Origin of the sequence: Streptomyces rectiviolaceus (assembly GCF_039533825.1) — a bacterium.
Taxonomy (GTDB): domain Bacteria; phylum Actinomycetota; class Actinomycetes; order Streptomycetales; family Streptomycetaceae; genus Streptomyces; species Streptomyces rectiviolaceus.
In genome coordinates this window covers 49,976-65,439 of record NZ_BAAAUG010000060.1, presented here as the reverse complement: position 1 = coordinate 65,439, position 15,464 = coordinate 49,976, and the positions used below count along the sequence as shown (strand labels likewise).

Below are 15,464 nucleotides of genomic sequence, written 5' to 3'. Positions count from 1 at the left end.
CCCCGCGTGTGCTGCTCGCCGACGAGCCCACCGGGGAGCTGGACACGACCAGTGGCGAGGAGGTGTTCGCCGCGCTGCGCCGCGCCAACGAGGAGCTCGGCGCGACCGTCCTGGTCGTCACGCACGATCCGCTCGTCTCCGGGCAGGTCCGCCGCACGGTGCGCATCCGGGACGGCCGTACGTCCACGGAGACGCTGCGCGAACAGGGCGGCGCGGGGGAGGAGTTCACGGTTCTGGACCGGGCTGGGCGGTTGCAGTTGCCGCGTGACTACGTGGAGCGCTACGGGCTGAGCGGCCGCGTGCGCCTCACCGAGGAGCCGGATCACATCGGCGTCTGGGGCGAGGGGCCGGATGCGCCCCCGACCGGCCCCTGAGCAGGCGCTCTGTCTTCGCATGACTTCTCGTGCACAGGACCTCTAACTTCACGCCTTGACGGAAGCATGGTCCGTACCTATGGTCTCGGGCCAACACGCATGTTCAGAAAGGCACTTGAAGTTCACATACGAGAATGGATGGCCCTTCGCATGGCTGACACCCCCACACCCGTGCGCCACCACCGCAGATCCCGCAGGTCCCGCAGAGCAGTCCTCGCGACCCTCGCCTCCGTGGTGACCGCCCTGGTCGCCGCCCTCCTCGCCTGGCCCGGCGCCGAGCCCGCCGACGCGGCGCCCAGCACTTTCGCGCACCCCGGAGTCACCGTCTCCCGCGGACAGCTGGACTTCACCAGGGAGAAGGTCAACGCCGGCGCCCAGCCCTGGAAGGGCGCCCACGACCAGATGATGGGGAGCAAGTACGCCTCCCTTTCGCGCACCCCCAAGCCCCGCGCGGTCGTCGAGTGCGGCTCGTACTCGGACCCCAACTACGGCTGCACGGACGAGCGCGAGGACGCGATAGCCGCGTACACCACGGCACTTGCCTGGTACATCACCCGTGACGACCGCTACGCCAAGAAGTCCATCGAGCTGATGGACGCCTGGTCCGGCACCATCAAGGACCACACCAACAGCAACGCCCCGCTCCAGACCGGCTGGGCGGGATCGTCCTGGCCCAGGGCGGCCGAGATCATCAAGCACACGTACACCGGCACTTGGGGCAACTCGGGCCGCTTCGCGACGATGCTGCGCAACGTCTATCTGCCCGAGATCATCAACGGCTCCAACTCCAACGGGAACTGGGAGCTGTCGATGATGGAGGCCGCCATCGGCATCTCCGTCTTCATCGAGGACAAGGGGTCGTACGACAAGGCGATGGCGAAGTTCCGTACGCGCACCGCCGCGTACGTCTATCTCGCCTCCGACGGCGAACTGCCCAAGACCGTGCCCAGCCAGAACCTCGACACCCGCGCGAAGATCGTCAAGTACTGGCAGGGACAGGGCACCTTCACCACCGGGCTCACCCAGGAGACGTGCCGCGACTTCACCCACACCGGATACGGGCTCTCCGCGATCTCCCATGTCGCCGAGACCAGCCGCATCCAGGGCGAGGACCTCTACAAGACGGACGTCGGCGAGCGGCTGCGCCAGGGCCTCGGCTTCCAGGCCAGGTACGAACTGGGCGAGGCGCCGCCGGGCTCGCTCTGCGGCGGCTCGGTCCACCGGGGCCTCGGGCCGGTCACCGAGGTCGGCTACAACGCGCTCCACAGCCGCCTGGGCCACGCCATGAGCAACACCCAGAAGCTCACCGAGAAGAACCGTCCGGCAGGCTCCAACAACCTGTTCGTCGCCTGGGAGACCCTGACCCACGCGGACAACCCGAGCTGATCCGGACCTTGTTCGGCCGGGCGTGCGGTGACCATACTGGCGCCCGGCCCAACAGGGCCGTACGGGGGGAGCGGGCATGACCGGGAGCGCAGTCGTCGTCGAGGACCTGCACCGTACGTACGGCAGCGGCGCGTCCGCCGTGCACGCCCTGCGCGGCGTCTCCTTCACCGTCCCGCGCGGTGAGCTGGTCGCCCTCAAGGGGCGCTCGGGGTCCGGCAAGACGACCCTGCTCAACCTCGTCGGCGGGCTCGACGCCCCGGACACGGGGAAGATCACCGTCGAAGGGCTCGAACTCGCGGGCCTCGGCGAGAACGGCCTCCTGGAGCTGCGCCGCGACCACGTCGGCTTCATCTTCCAGTCCTTCGGACTCATCCCGATCCTCACCGCCGCCGAGAACGTCGGCGTGCCCCTGCGGCTCCGCAAGACCGACCCGCGCGAGCGTGAGGAGCGCGTCGCGCTGCTGCTCGCCCTCGTCGGACTCGCCGACCATGCCGAGCAGCGGCCGGGCGAGCTCTCCGGAGGGCAGCAGCAGCGCGTGGCGATCGCCCGCGCGCTGGCCAACAAGCCCTCCCTGCTCATCGCGGACGAGCCCACCGGGCAGCTGGACGCCGAGACCGGGCTCGCGGTGATGGAGCTCCTTCGCGCCGTCGTCCGCGGTGAGGGCGTCACCGCCCTGGTCGCCACGCACGACGCGGCGCTGCTCGACCTCGCCGACCGGGTCCTCGAACTGAGCGACGGCGAGATCGTCGAGCGCTGACGCCGCGGCGGGGCCCCGGCCCGCCACATCAGGGTTACGTCAAGGAGCACCCTTCTCCGCACCCATGTCCGAATTGCGGGAATTGTTGGCCGTAAGGTCGACGCTGCGTACAGAGCAGTTTCGGGAAGACAATGGGGCCATGGCACGCGGCAAGCTTCGGATATACCTCGGTTCGGCACCGGGCGTCGGCAAGACGTACGCGATGCTGTCCGAGGCGCACCGCCGCATCGAGCGCGGCACCGACTGCGTCGTCGCCTTCGTGGAGCACCACGACAGGCCGCGCACCGAGGTGATGCTGCACGGCCTGGAGCAGGTGCCCCGCAAGGACCTGGACTACCGCGGCACCCTGTTCACCGAGATGGACGTCGACGCCGTCCTGGAGCGGTCGCCCGCCGTCGCACTCGTGGACGAACTGGCGCACACCAATGTCCCCGGATCCCGCAACGCCAAGCGCTGGCAGGACGTCGAGGAACTCCTCGCCGCGGGCATCGACGTCGTCTCGACCGTGAACATCCAGCACCTGGAGTCGCTCGGCGACGTCGTCGAGTCGATCACCGGCGTACGTCAGCGCGAGACCGTGCCGGACGAAGTGGTGCGGCGCGCGGACCAGATCGAGCTGGTCGACATGTCGCCCCAGGCACTGCGCCGCCGCATGGCCCACGGCAACATCTACAAGTCCGACCGGGTCGACGCGGCCCTGTCCAACTACTTCCGGCCCGGCAACCTCACCGCCCTGCGCGAGCTCGCGCTGCTCTGGGTCGCCGACCGGGTCGACGAATACCTCCAGCAGTACCGCGGCGAGCACGACATCCGCTCCACCTGGCAGGCCCGCGAGCGCATCGTCGTCGGCCTCACCGGCGGCCCCGAGGGACGCACGCTCATCCGCCGCGCATCCCGGATGGCAGCCAAGGGCTCAGGCAGCGAGATCCTCGCCGTCTACATCGCCCGCAGCGACGGCCTCACCGCGGCATCGCCCAAGGAACTCGCGGTCCAGCGCACCCTGGTGGAGGACCTGGGCGGCACCTTCCACCACGTCATCGGCGACGACATACCGGCCGCGCTGCTCGACTTCGCCCGCGGGGTCAACGCCACCCAGATCGTCCTCGGCTCCTCGCGCCGCAAGACCTGGCAGTACATATTCGGACCCGGCGTCGGCGCGACGGTCGCCCGCGAATCGGGCCCCGACCTGGACGTCCACATCGTCACGCACGACGAGGTCGCCAAGGGTCGCGGCCTGCCCGTGGCGCGCGGGGCACGGCTCGGGCGGTCCCGGAGCATCTGGGGCTGGCTGGTGGGCGTCGGCGGCCCGGCGCTCCTGACGCTGCTCCTGACCCATGTCGACGCCGACCTCGGACTCGCCAACGACATGCTGCTGTTCCTGACGCTCACCGTCGCAGCCGCGCTGCTCGGCGGTCTCCTTCCCGCCCTGGCGTCGGCGGCGTTCGGCTCGCTGCTCCTCAACTACTACTTCACGCCACCGCGGCACCTGTGGACGATCTCCGACTCCAAGAACATCGTCGCGATCATCGTCTTCGTGGGCGTCGCGATCTCCGTCGCATCCGTCGTGGACCTCGCCGCGCGCCGTACCCACCAGGCCGCCCGGCTGCGCGCGGAGTCGGAGATACTCTCCTTCCTCGCGGGCAGCGTGCTGCGCGGCGAGACCTCGCTCGACGCCCTCCTTGAACGCGTACGCGAGACCTTCAGCATGGACTCCGTGGCACTCCTGGAGCGTGCGAGCGATGTCGCCCCCTGGACCTGCGCGGGCCGCGTCGGCGACGGCCGCATGCTCGACCGTCCCGAGGACGCGGACGTGGACATGCCGGTCGGCGATCACATGGCGCTCGCCCTGTCCGGCCGGGTCCTGCCCGCCGAGGACCGCAGGGTGCTCGCCGCGTTCGCCGCGCAGGCCGCCGTGGTCCTCGACCGCCAGCGCCTGAAGTCCGAGGCCGACCAGGCCCGCACCCTCGCCGAGGGCAACCGCATCCGCACCGCGCTGCTCGCCGCCGTCAGCCATGACCTGCGTACGCCGCTCGCGGGCATCAAGGCCGCCGTCTCGTCCCTGCGCTCCGACGACGTGTCCTGGTCCGAGGAGGACCAGGCCGAGCTGCTCGAAGGCATCGAGGACGGCGCCGACCGCCTTGACCACCTGGTCGGCAACCTCCTGGACATGTCCCGCCTGCAGACCGGCACGGTCACCCCGCTGATCCGCGAGATCGACCTCGACGAAGTCGTCCCCATGGCGCTCGGCGGCGTCCCCGTCGGCAGCGCGGACCTCGACATCCCCGAGACGCTGCCCATGGTCTCGGTGGACAAGGGACTCCTGGAGCGGGCGGTCGCCAACATCGTCGAGAACGCCGTCAAGTACAGCCTCGACGCCGAACCGGTCCTGGTGTCCGCGAGCACGCTCGGCGACCGCGTCGAACTGCGTGTCGTGGACCGCGGGCCGGGTGTCCCCGATGGAGCCAAGGACCGCATCTTCGAGCCGTTTCAGCGCTACGGTGACGCTCCGCGCGGCGCTGGTGTCGGCCTGGGCCTCGCGGTCGCACGCGGCTTCGTCGAGTCCATGGGCGGCACGCTGGAGGCCGAGGACACCCCCGGTGGCGGCCTCACCATGGTCCTGACCCTGCGGGCGGCGGCGGGCGGACCGCAGGCCCTGCCGGACCTCTCCGTCCCGATCACCTCATGACCGCCACCAAGACCGCCCCCATGACCGCCACCACCGACAAGACCCACAAGCCCGAAAGGCAGGTACCGATGACCCGGGTGCTCGTGGTCGACGACGAGCCGCAGATCGTACGCGCCCTCGTGATCAACCTGAAGGCGCGCAAGTACGACGTGGACGCGGCCCCGGACGGGGCCACCGCGCTCCAGCTCGCCGCCGCGCGTCACCCCGACGTGATCGTGCTCGACCTCGGCCTGCCCGACATGGACGGGGTCGAGGTCATCAGGGGCCTGCGCGGCTGGACGCGCGTCCCGATCCTGGTGCTCTCCGCGCGGCACAGCTCCGACGAGAAGGTCGAGGCGCTCGACGCGGGCGCCGACGACTACGTCACCAAGCCGTTCGGTATGGACGAGCTCCTGGCCCGCCTTCGCGCCTCCATCCGCAGGGCCGAGCCCACTGGAGCGGGCGAGGACGACGTGATGGTGGACACGGAGGACTTCACGGTCGACCTGGCCGCCAAGAAGGTCAACCGCGACGGACGCGACGTACGGCTGACGCCCACCGAATGGCATCTGCTCGAGGTCCTGGTGCGCAACACCGGGCGCCTGGTCAGCCAGAAGCAGCTGCTCCAGGAGGTCTGGGGTCCTTCGTACGGCACGGAGACGAACTACCTGCGCGTCTACATGGCACAGCTGCGCCGCAAGCTGGAGGCGGACCCGGCGCATCCGCGGCACTTCATCACCGAGCCGGGAATGGGTTACAGGTTCGAGCGGTGAGTCAAGGGTCGGGACCGGGCTGAGCGGGCATAAGCACAGATGAGCGCACCCATTGCGGCGCTGTCGGCGACCCCCGGTACGCTTCCTGTATGAGTGCTGTTCCTGGTTCCGAGAAGCCGGCAGGCCGTTTCCGGCGCATGCTCGACCGGCTGTCCTCCTCCCAGGAGGATCTGGAGTCGGAGGAGCTGCGCGAGGACGCCGAGACGGCTGGGTGCACCCGCATCGGAGACTGCCACGACCGCCAGATAGTCACGGTTACTGGTACCTTGCGCACGGTCACCCTGCGACCACGCGCCGGCGTCCCCGCCCTGGAGGCGGAGCTGTTCGACGGCTCCGCGGCACTGGACGTGGTGTGGCTCGGCAGGCGCTCCATCGTGGGGATAGAGCCCGGGCGCAAGCTGATCGCGTCCGGCCGGATCTCGATGAGCCGGGGCCGCCGGGTGCTCTTCAACCCCAAGTACGAACTCAGACCCCTCGGACGGGAGTAGCCGGTGACGTCCCTCGACAAGCCGACGGACGAAGGAAGCACGGATCAGGACGCCGATTCCAGGGCCGTGACCGAGGCCGCGCTCTTCGAGGCGTTCGGCGGCGTGCGGGGCATGGTGGAGACCGTTCTCCCCGGCCTCCTCTTCGTGACCATCTTCACGATCAACAAGGACCTGCACATGTCGGCCATCGCGGCCCTCGCGGTGTCCCTGGTGCTCGTGGCGGTCCGCCTGGTCACGAAGGACACCATGAAGCACGCCTTCAGTGGCGTCTTCGGCGTCGCCTTCGGTGTGGTCTTCGCGATGATGACCGGCAACGCCAAGGACTTCTATCTGCCGGGCATGCTCTACACCCTGGGCCTCGCCCTCGCCTACCTCATCACGGCCGTGGCGGGCGTCCCGCTGATCGGCCTGATCCTCGGCCCGGTCTTCAAGGAGAACCTCTCCTGGCGGACCCGCAATCCCGGCCGCAAGAAGGCGTACACGAAGGCCAGTTGGGCCTGGGGCCTGATCCTGCTCGCCAAGTGCGCGATCCTCTTCCCGCTCTACTGGTGGGCGGACACGACCCAGTTCGGCTGGGTCCTGATCGCCCTGAAGATCCCGCCGTTCCTGCTCGCCGTCTGGCTGACGTGGGTCTTCCTCGCGAAGGCGCCGCCGCCGATCGACGTCTTCGCGGAGATGGAAGAGGCGGAGAAGGCCGAGAAGGAGCGGAAGGCGGCGGCGCGGGGGCAAGACGCCTGAGCCGGCAACGAATGGGGGCGCCCGGAATCTTCCGGGCGCCCCCATTCACGTACCAGAAGCGACTAGCCGGCCGCTTCTTCCCGGCGCACCGAGAGCAGGTCCTCCAGCTGCTCCTCGCGGGCCTGTGCGGCCACGAACAGCAACTCGTCCCCCGCTTCCAGGGAATCGTCCGCGGTCGGCGCGAGGACGCGCGTGCCGCGGATGATCGTCACCAGCGAGGTGTCCTGGGGCCACTCGACGTCGCCGACCTGCGTGCCCGCGAGGGCCGACTCGGGCGGCAGGGTCAGCTCGACGAGGTTCGCGTCGCCGTGGCTGAAGCGGAGCAGCCGGACGAGATCGCCGACGCTGACCGCCTCCTCGACGAGCGCGGACATCAGGCGCGGGGTCGAGACCGCGACGTCGACGCCCCAGGACTCGTTGAAGAGCCATTCGTTCTTGGGGTTGTTCACGCGGGCGACGACCCGCGGGACGCCGTACTCGGTCTTCGCGAGCAGCGAGACGACGAGGTTGACCTTGTCGTCTCCGGTCGCGGCGATCACCACGTTGCAGCGCTGGAGCGCCGCCTCGTCGAGCGAGGTGATCTCGCAGGCGTCGGCGAGCAGCCACTCGGCCTGCGGGACGCGCTCGACCGAGATGGCGGTCGGCGCCTTGTCGATGAGCAGAATCTCGTGCCCGTTCTCCAGGAGCTCACCGGCGATGGAACGTCCCACCGCGCCTGCTCCGGCAATGGCGACCCTCATCAGTGACCGCCTTCTTCAGGGCCTTCGGCGAACGCCGCTTCGACCTTCTCGACCTCGTCGGTGCGCATCATCACGTGCACCAGGTCACCCTCCTGGAGCACCGTCTGGGAGGTCGGAAGGACCGCCTCGCCCAGCCGGGTGAGGAAGGCCACGCGTACGCCGGTCTCCTCCTGGAGCTGGCTGATCTTGTGGCCGATCCAGGACTCGGACGCGTGCACCTCGGCGAGCTGCACGCCGCCGGTGGGGTCGCGCCACAGCGGCTCGGCCCCGGAGGGCAGCAGCCTGCGCAGCATCTGGTCGGCGGTCCAGCGGACCGTGGCGACCGTGGGGATGCCGAGGCGCTGGTAGACCTCGGCGCGGCGCGGGTCGTAGATGCGGGCGGCGACGTTCTCGATGCCGAACATCTCGCGGGCCACGCGGGCGGCGATGATGTTCGAGTTGTCGCCGCTGCTGACCGCGGCGAAGGCGCCCGCCTCCTCGATGCCGGCCTCGCGCAGGGTGTCCTGGTCGAAGCCGATGCCGGTGACGCGGCGGCCGCCGAAGCCGGAGCCCAGACGGCGGAAGGCGGTGGGGTCCTGGTCGATCACGGCGACCGTGTGCCCCTGTTGTTCCAGGGTTTGCGCGAGAGCGGATCCGACTCTCCCGCAGCCCATGATGACGATGTGCACGCCCGTCCTTCCGGCTGTGTCAATACTTTTTGCTCAGGCTGAACGGTAAAAGCGTCTCAGACCGACGCCCAAGCTACACACGCGCGGTCCGTGGAGGGCACCCCCGTGCACCGCCCGGTGCTCACGGACGCGGCACGGATGCGGCACGGACTCAGTCCACGCTGCGCAGCAGGCCCTCGACGGACTTGAGCCGGTGGTCGAGCTCGACGAGCTGCAGCCGGTTCGCCTCCTGCTCGGAGCGGGCGCGCTCGACGACCTCCTTGTAGGCCTGCATCGCCTCCGCGTACTGGCGGTCCCGATCGCGGTTGCGCTGCGACTGGAAGTAGGCGACGGCCACGACCGCGCCGGCGAGTATCAGGAAGAAGGCGACCGGGATGATCACGTCGTCCATTAAGACCCCTCTGGTGAGTGCTGTCCGGCCTCGTCCGACGCGTCCTGCCGGACGGCCGCGAGGATCGTGTCCACGTTCAATCGCACGTCGAACGGCGCCAGTTCGAAGTACTTGAGCGCCTTGCCGTCGTCGGAGAGCTCCAGGCGGCCGACGACGAGACCGGCCTTCTCCAGACGTTCGAGGTGCATGTAGAGCAGAGGGCGGGAGACACCGAGCCGCCGCGCCAGTTCGCTGACGTACAGCTGCCCCGGGGCGAGCTCGGTGATGATCCGGATGCGCTGGGCATGGCCGACCGCGGAGAGAAAGGCGAGCAGCTCTTCGCTGTCCATGGCCCGCCTTCTCACTGGTCTTTTCACTGGTCCCGAAACCTGTCAGCCAAGACTTACGCATGACGGGATCCACTGTCAATCCGCCTTCTCTCGCTTCGAATGACAGTTGACGGCTCGTTCCTACACCTGTCAGTCTCCACTTACACATGAAGGACGAAGGGGTGGGACCGGCATGAGCAAGGGATCGGTAACGGTGCGCGTGGCGAGATGGAGCGCGCTGCATCCAGGGCGCGCGATCGTCGGCTGGCTGGTGTTCGTGGTGCTCTGCCTGGGGGGCGGCATCGCCGCCGGCATGAACAGCGCGACATCGGAGGACTTCCGTGTCGGCGAGGCGGGCCGCGCCGAGGCCCTGGCGACCGAGGGCGGTGTCCAACTGCGGTCCACGGAACAGGTGCTGATCCGTGCCGGGTCCGGGCCGCTCGACCAGGCGACCGCCGACGCCGCCGTCAAGGACATCACGGCCCGCATGAAGTCGCTGCCCGAGGTCGCATCGGTGGCGCCGCCGGTGCGGTCTGCCGACGGGCGGGTCCTGCGGGTCCAGGTGGAGCTGAACGGCTCCGAGCAGGACGACCAGAAGAACGTCCCCCCGTTGCAGGCCCAGACCGAGGAGGCCGCGAAGGCCCACCCGGACCTGGTGATCGAGAAGACCGGCGACGCCTCCGTGAGCAAGGGAGTCGACGACCAGCGCAACAAGGACCTGCAGGTCTCCGAGGCGATCACACTGCCCGTCACGCTGATCACGCTCGCCCTGGTCTTCGGCTCGGTGATCATGGTCGGCGTACCGCTGCTGCTCGCGGTCACCTCGATCATGGCGACGATGGGCCTGGCGATGCTGGCCTCGCACCTGCTGCCCGACACCGGCGTCGGGATGAGCATGATCCTGCTCATCGGCATGGCCGTCGGGGTCGACTACACGCTCTTCTACCTCAAGCGCGAACGCGAGGAGCGGGCCCGCGCGGGCGGCCGGCTCACCTCGGAGGCGCTCGTCGAGGCCGCCGCCGCGACGGCGGGCCGCGCCATCGTGGTCTCCGGACTCGCCGTGATCGTCTCCACCACCGCGCTCTTCCTGGCCCGTGACGTCATCTTCGACTCCCTCGCCACCGGCACCATCCTGGTGGTCGCCGTCGCCGTGGTCAGCTCGGTGACGGTGCTGCCCGCACTCCTCGTCAAGCTCGGCCGCCGCACCGAGCGCCGCGCCGCCAAGCGCCTCGCGCAGGGCAAGCCGGTCCGTACGTACGGCGAGAAGAAGCCGGGACGGGCCTGGAACGCTCTGCTCGCGCCCGCCCGCAAGCACCCCGCCCTCACCCTGTGCCTGTCGGTCCTCGTCATGCTGGGGCTCGCGCTGCCCGCGCTGAACATGAACCTCAAGAACCCTGCGCGCGACAGCTTCTCGCGCGACATCGACGCGATGAAGGGGTACGACAGGCTGCTCGATGCCTTCCCGGAGCAGCGCGTCAGGCACCTGGTCGTGGTGCGGGCCGAGGCCTCGCAGGCAGGTGACGTGCGCGACGCCCTGACGGCGCTCGACCGCAGGGCGCAGTCCGACCCGCTGTTCTCGCACGCCTCCGGTGCTCCGCTCCTCCGCTCCTCAGAGGACCGCAGGACCACCACCCTGGAGCTCAACGCCCCGCACCCGACGTACTCGAAGAAGGCCGAGGACTCGCTCGGCCACCTCCGCCACGACCACCTCCCCGCGACCGTCGGCAAGCTGCCCGGCGTCGAGACCGCCGTCACCGGCGAAGTGCCGCGCGGCACCGACTACGTGGAGCACCAGAACCAGAAGCTGCCGCTCGTCCTCGGCTTCCTGCTCCTGATGACCTTCGCCATGACGGTCCTCGCGTTCCGCTCCGTCGTCCTCGGACTGCTCGGCATCGTGCTCAACCTGCTCTCCGCCGCGTCCGCGCTCGGGCTGCTCGTCCTGGTCTTCCAGGGAAAGTGGGCCGAGGAACTGCTCTCGTTCGTCTCGCTCGGCGGGATCTCCTCGCGGGTGCCGCTCTTCCTCTTCGTGATCCTCTTCGGGCTCTCGATGGACTACCAGGTGTTCGTGGTCAGCAGGATCCGGGAGGCCGCGCTGAACGGCGTACCCACGCGGCAGGCCGTCATCCAGGGCATCAGCTCCTCGGCCAAGGTCGTCACCAGCGCCGCGATCGTCATGGTCACCGTCTTCGCTAGCTTCGTGATGCTGCACATCCTGGAGATGAAGCAGATGGGGTTCGTCCTCGCGGCGGCCGTCCTGCTCGACGCGTTCGTGATCCGCATCATGATCCTGCCGGCGGCGCTGCTGCTGCTCGGGCGTGCCACCTGGTGGCCGTCCCGTGCGATCCACCGCGCCGAGGAGCGGGCGGCGGAGCGCTATGGGCCCCACGGGGCGCAGGAGGTCCAGGAGGCACCGGAAGCCGCCGATCAGCGTCCGCTTTCCGGGCATTGGGCGGAGCCCGGGGCGGCGCGTCGTGGCTAACCGGAGCAGTTAGGGGGTGGTGGGTGGGCGGGCACCCATTCGAACGCTTACGATCCTCTGCGTGTCCAAACTGACCGACGTGCCCAAACGGATCCTCATCGGGCGCGCACTGCGCAGCGACCGGCTCGGAGAAACCCTCCTGCCGAAGCGCATCGCTCTACCCGTGTTCGCGTCCGACCCGCTCTCCTCCGTGGCCTATGCACCGGGGGAAGTGCTCCTAGTCCTCTCGATCGCGGGTGTGTCGGCGTACCACTTCAGCCCCTGGATCGCTGTCGCGGTCGTCGTGCTGATGTTCACCGTCGTCGCGTCGTACCGGCAGAACGTGCATGCCTACCCGAGTGGTGGTGGGGACTACGAGGTCGCCAACACCAACCTCGGCCCCAAGGCCGGGCTCACCGTCGCGAGCGCGCTGCTCGTCGACTACGTCCTGACCGTGGCGGTCTCGATCTCCTCGGGCATCGAGAACCTCGGCTCGGCGGTCCCGTTCGTCGTCGAGCACAAGGTGCTCTGCGCCGTCGCCGTCATCGTGCTTCTGACGGTGATGAACCTGCGCGGCGTGAAGGAGTCGGGGAAGCTCTTCGCCATCCCGACCTACGTCTTCGTGGTCGGCGTCTTCCTCATGATCGCGTGGGGTGCCTTCCGGGGCATCGTCCTCGACGAGACGATGAAGGCGCCCACCGCGGATTACGAGATCAAGCCCGAGCACCAGGGCCTCGCGGGCTTCGCGCTTGTCTTCCTGCTCCTGCGGGCCTTCTCCTCAGGATGTGCCGCGCTCACCGGCGTCGAGGCGATCAGCAACGGCGTCCCGGCCTTCCGCAAGCCCAAGAGCAAGAACGCGGCGAGCACCCTGGCCCTGATGGGCGCCTTGGCCGTCACGATGTTCTGCGGCATCATCGCGCTCGCCATGACGACCAAGGTCAGGATGGCCGAGAACCCGGCCAAGGACCTGTTCCACAACGGAGCTTCGGTCGGTGCCGACTACGTCCAGAACCCGGTGATCTCCCAGGTCGCCGAGGCCGTGTTCGGCAACGGCAGCTTCCTCTTCATCGTCCTGGCGGCCGCCACCGCGCTTGTCCTCTTCCTCGCGGCCAACACGGCGTACAACGGCTTCCCGCTGCTCGGCTCGATCCTCGCGCAGGACCGCTACCTGCCGCGTCAGCTGCACACCCGCGGCGACCGGCTCGCCTTCTCCAACGGCATCGTGCTGCTCGCGGGCGCCGCGGCCCTGCTCGTCGTCATCTACGGCGCGGACTCGACCCGCCTGATCCAGCTCTACATCGTCGGCGTCTTCGTCTCCTTCACGCTCAGCCAGATCGGCATGGTCCGGCACTGGAACCGCCATCTGCGCAAGGAGAAGGACCAGGCCAAGCGGCGCCGCATGCTCCGCTCGCGGGCGATCAACACCTTCGGCGCCTTCTTCACGGGCCTCGTCCTGATCGTCGTACTCGTCACGAAGTTCACGCACGGCGCGTGGGTCGCCCTGCTCGGCATGGTGATCTTCTACGCGACGATGTCCGCGATCCGCCGTCACTACGACCGCGTGGCCGAGGAGATCGCCGCCCCGGAGACCCCGTCCGACGACAGCGTGCGCCCCTCGCGCGTGCACTCCATCGTCCTGGTCTCCAAGATTCACCGCCCGACGCTGCGCGCCCTTGCCTACGCCAAGCTGATGCGCTCGGACACGCTCGAAGCGCTCAGCATCAACGTCGACCCGGCCGAGACCAAGGCCCTCAGGGCCGAGTGGGAGCGGCGCGGCATCACCGTCCCGCTGAAGATCCTCGACTCGCCCTACCGCGAGATCACCCGGCCGATCATCGAGTACGTCAAGGGCCTCCGCAAGGAGAGCCCGCGCGACGTGGTCAGCGTGATCATCCCGGAGTACGTGGTGGGCCACTGGTACGAGCACCTGCTGCACAACCAGAGCGCGCTCAGGCTCAAGGGCCGCCTGCTCTTCACGCCGGGCGTCATGGTGACGTCCGTCCCCTACCAGCTCGACTCCTCCGAGGCCGCGAAGAAGCGGGCCCGGAAGCGGTCGGAGTGGAACGCGCCGGGTGCGGTGCGGCGGGGCCCGGTGGAGAAGCGCCCGAAGGAGCCGACCAACAAGGCGTGACCCTTGCCGTTGGTGAGCGGCCGGACAACACCCACGTAGACTGGTGGGCTGTTGTCCGGCCGTTTCCTTTCGGCCGATGCCCCCTTACGTAGTGGAGTCACCCCGCCATGCAGGCAGAACCGAAGAAATCGCAGGCGGGGAACTCGAAGGAGGGCTCGCAGGAGACCTCCCTCGTCGGGCAGGAGTACGAGGTCGAGGTCGGCCCCGTCGCGCACGGCGGCCACTGCGTCGCCCGCACGGCCGAGGGCCGGGTGCTCTTCGTCCGCCACACGCTCCCCGGCGAGAAGGTCATCGCACGCGTGACCGACGGCGACGAGGACTCCCGCTTCCTGCGCGCGGACGCGGTGACGGTCCTCGACCCCTCCAAGGACCGCGTCGAGGCCCCCTGCCCGTACGCGGGCCCCGGCCGCTGCGGCGGCTGCGACTGGCAGCACGCGAAGCCGGGCGCGCAGCGCCGCCTCAAGGGCGAGGTCATCACCGAGCAGCTGCAGCGCCTCGCGGGCCTGACCCCCGAGGAGGCGGGCTGGGACGGCACGGTCCTCCCGGCGGAGGGCGACAAGCTTCCCGCGGGCCAGGTCCCGGCCTGGCGCACGCGCATGCAGTACGCGGTGGACCCCGACGGCAACGCGGGCCTGCGCCGCCACCGCTCGCACGAGGTCGAGCCCATCGAGCACTGCATGATCGCCGCGCCCGGTGTCTCCGAGCTGGGCATCGAGAAGCACGACTGGTCCGGCATGGAGTCGGTCGAGGCGATCGCGGCCACGGGCTCCCAGGACCGCCAGGTGATCCTGGAACCGAAGCCGGGCGCGCGCCTGCCCCTCGTCGAGCTGGACAAGCCGGTCTCGGTCCTGCGCATCGCCGAACAGGACGGCGGCGTCCACCGCGTCCACGGCCGCCCGTTCGTGCGCGAGCGCGCCGACGGCCGCACGTACCGCGTCGGCAACGGCGGCTTCTGGCAGGTCCACCCGAAGGCGGCCGAGACCCTCATGCTCGCCGTCATGCAGGGCCTCACGCCCCGCAAGGGCGACACGGCTCTCGACCTCTACTGCGGAGTGGGCCTGTTCGCGGGCGCCATCGCCGACCGGGTCGGCGAGAAGGGCGCGGTCCTCGGAATCGAGTCCGGCAAGCGAGCGGTCGAGGACGCCCGCCACAACCTCGCCGCCTTCGACCGCGTCCGCATCGAACAGGGCAAGGTCGAGGCCACCCTGCCGCGCACCGGCATCACGGAGGTCGACCTGATCGTCCTCGACCCGCCGCGCGCGGGCGCCGGCAAGCAGACGGTGAAGCACCTGACGGGCCTGGGCGCGCGGAGGATCGCGTACGTGGCCTGCGATCCGGCCGCGCTGGCACGGGACTTGGGGTACTTCCGGGACGGCGGGTACCGGGTGCGGTCGTTGCGGGCGTTCGATCTGTTCCCGATGACGCACCATGTTGAATGCGTCGCGATCCTTGAGCCTGCCGCTAAGGGCGCGTGACTACGTGCCTGGCCGGACTCGCCCGCCCCGCCTCTCGAAGAGGACGCCTCGGTGCTGACCTTCCTCGACCCGGCGACCTGACGTCGGAGGAGGCGTGGCGGGCGCGGTGTCG

General features: G+C 69.5%; 13 protein-coding genes and 1 pseudogene. 10 read left to right on the top strand and 4 right to left on the bottom strand.

The annotated features are described in order from the left end of the window. The 7 genes and pseudogenes from ABD378_RS18205 to ABD378_RS18175 form a co-directional block, all read left to right on the top strand. Nucleotides 1–374: pseudogene (locus ABD378_RS18205) on the top strand (ABC transporter ATP-binding protein); the annotation flags it as partial. A gap of 150 nt (nucleotides 375–524) precedes the next feature. After that, complete coding sequence (locus ABD378_RS18200; RefSeq protein WP_344521986.1) at nucleotides 525–1,760, top strand: alginate lyase family protein; 1,236 nt, start codon at nucleotides 525–527, stop codon at nucleotides 1,758–1,760. Nucleotides 1,761–1,836: 76 nt separating this feature from the next. Next, nucleotides 1,837–2,517, top strand: a complete 681-nt coding sequence (locus ABD378_RS18195) for an ABC transporter ATP-binding protein (RefSeq protein WP_344521985.1) — start codon at nucleotides 1,837–1,839, stop codon at nucleotides 2,515–2,517. A gap of 139 nt (nucleotides 2,518–2,656) precedes the next feature. After that, nucleotides 2,657–5,203 carry a DUF4118 domain-containing protein gene (locus tag ABD378_RS18190; RefSeq protein WP_344521984.1) on the top strand — a complete coding sequence of 849 codons (2,547 nt, stop codon included), beginning with the start codon at nucleotides 2,657–2,659 and terminating at the stop codon, nucleotides 5,201–5,203. Nucleotides 5,204–5,271: 68 nt separating this feature from the next. Then, entirely contained in the window at nucleotides 5,272–5,955 is a 684-nt protein-coding gene (locus ABD378_RS18185) for a response regulator (RefSeq protein WP_249592796.1), read from the top strand. Nucleotides 5,956–6,044: 89 nt separating this feature from the next. Continuing rightward, nucleotides 6,045–6,443 carry an OB-fold nucleic acid binding domain-containing protein gene (locus tag ABD378_RS18180; protein ID WP_344521983.1) on the top strand — a complete coding sequence of 133 codons (399 nt, stop codon included), beginning with the start codon at nucleotides 6,045–6,047 and terminating at the stop codon, nucleotides 6,441–6,443. Nucleotides 6,444–6,446: 3 nt separating this feature from the next. Further along, nucleotides 6,447–7,181 (top strand): DUF3159 domain-containing protein, encoded by a 735-nt coding sequence (locus ABD378_RS18175; protein ID WP_344521982.1) that lies wholly within the window; start codon nucleotides 6,447–6,449, stop codon nucleotides 7,179–7,181. A 62-nt stretch (nucleotides 7,182–7,243) separates the two neighbouring features. Here the strand turns inward: ABD378_RS18175 and ABD378_RS18170 are convergent, their stop codons facing one another. The 4 genes from ABD378_RS18170 to ABD378_RS18155 all read right to left on the bottom strand — a co-directional run bounded on the left by ABD378_RS18170 (nucleotide 7,244) and on the right by ABD378_RS18155 (nucleotide 9,309). Beyond that, on the bottom strand, nucleotides 7,244–7,921 hold the full coding sequence (locus ABD378_RS18170; RefSeq protein WP_344521981.1) for a potassium channel family protein: 678 nt from the start codon (nucleotides 7,919–7,921) through the stop codon (nucleotides 7,244–7,246). Then, on the bottom strand, nucleotides 7,921–8,589 hold the full coding sequence (locus ABD378_RS18165; RefSeq protein WP_344521980.1) for a potassium channel family protein: 669 nt from the start codon (nucleotides 8,587–8,589) through the stop codon (nucleotides 7,921–7,923). The genes ABD378_RS18170 and ABD378_RS18165 overlap by 1 nt, the downstream gene beginning before the upstream one ends. A gap of 151 nt (nucleotides 8,590–8,740) precedes the next feature. Further along, nucleotides 8,741–8,980 carry a hypothetical protein gene (locus tag ABD378_RS18160; protein ID WP_344521979.1) on the bottom strand — a complete coding sequence of 80 codons (240 nt, stop codon included), beginning with the start codon at nucleotides 8,978–8,980 and terminating at the stop codon, nucleotides 8,741–8,743. Further along, nucleotides 8,980–9,309: an ArsR/SmtB family transcription factor gene (locus ABD378_RS18155; protein ID WP_344521978.1), complete on the bottom strand. Its 330-nt coding sequence runs from the start codon at nucleotides 9,307–9,309 to the stop codon at nucleotides 8,980–8,982. Before ABD378_RS18155 ends, ABD378_RS18160 begins: the two co-directional genes overlap by 1 nt. A gap of 172 nt (nucleotides 9,310–9,481) precedes the next feature. Between ABD378_RS18155 and ABD378_RS18150 the strand changes: the two genes are divergently transcribed. The 3 genes from ABD378_RS18150 to ABD378_RS18140 all read left to right on the top strand — a co-directional run bounded on the left by ABD378_RS18150 (nucleotide 9,482) and on the right by ABD378_RS18140 (nucleotide 15,352). Then, entirely contained in the window at nucleotides 9,482–11,767 is a 2,286-nt protein-coding gene (locus tag ABD378_RS18150; protein WP_344521977.1) for an MMPL family transporter, read from the top strand. Between the two features lie 61 nt (nucleotides 11,768–11,828). After that, a complete protein-coding gene (locus tag ABD378_RS18145; RefSeq protein ID WP_344521976.1) occupies nucleotides 11,829–13,877 on the top strand; it encodes an APC family permease in 2,049 nt (682 codons plus the stop codon). A gap of 107 nt (nucleotides 13,878–13,984) precedes the next feature. Further along, nucleotides 13,985–15,352 carry a class I SAM-dependent RNA methyltransferase gene (locus tag ABD378_RS18140; RefSeq protein ID WP_344521975.1) on the top strand — a complete coding sequence of 456 codons (1,368 nt, stop codon included), beginning with the start codon at nucleotides 13,985–13,987 and terminating at the stop codon, nucleotides 15,350–15,352. Nucleotides 15,353–15,464 lie beyond the last annotated feature (112 nt).

Coding starts and splice junctions, on each gene's coding strand:
- ABD378_RS18160 (WP_344521979.1), bottom strand. CDS start 8,980: ATGGACGACGTGATCATCCCGGTCGCCTTCTTCCTGATACTCGCCGGC.
- ABD378_RS18150 (WP_344521977.1), top strand. CDS start 9,482: ATGAGCAAGGGATCGGTAACGGTGCGCGTGGCGAGATGGAGCGCGCTG.
- ABD378_RS18140 (WP_344521975.1), top strand. CDS start 13,985: ATGCAGGCAGAACCGAAGAAATCGCAGGCGGGGAACTCGAAGGAGGGC.
- ABD378_RS18170 (WP_344521981.1), bottom strand. CDS start 7,921: ATGAGGGTCGCCATTGCCGGAGCAGGCGCGGTGGGACGTTCCATCGCC.
- ABD378_RS18155 (WP_344521978.1), bottom strand. CDS start 9,309: ATGGACAGCGAAGAGCTGCTCGCCTTTCTCTCCGCGGTCGGCCATGCC.
- ABD378_RS18195 (WP_344521985.1), top strand. CDS start 1,837: ATGACCGGGAGCGCAGTCGTCGTCGAGGACCTGCACCGTACGTACGGC.
- ABD378_RS18185 (WP_249592796.1), top strand. CDS start 5,272: ATGACCCGGGTGCTCGTGGTCGACGACGAGCCGCAGATCGTACGCGCC.
- ABD378_RS18200 (WP_344521986.1), top strand. CDS start 525: ATGGCTGACACCCCCACACCCGTGCGCCACCACCGCAGATCCCGCAGG.
- ABD378_RS18190 (WP_344521984.1), top strand. CDS start 2,657: ATGGCACGCGGCAAGCTTCGGATATACCTCGGTTCGGCACCGGGCGTC.
- ABD378_RS18180 (WP_344521983.1), top strand. CDS start 6,045: ATGAGTGCTGTTCCTGGTTCCGAGAAGCCGGCAGGCCGTTTCCGGCGC.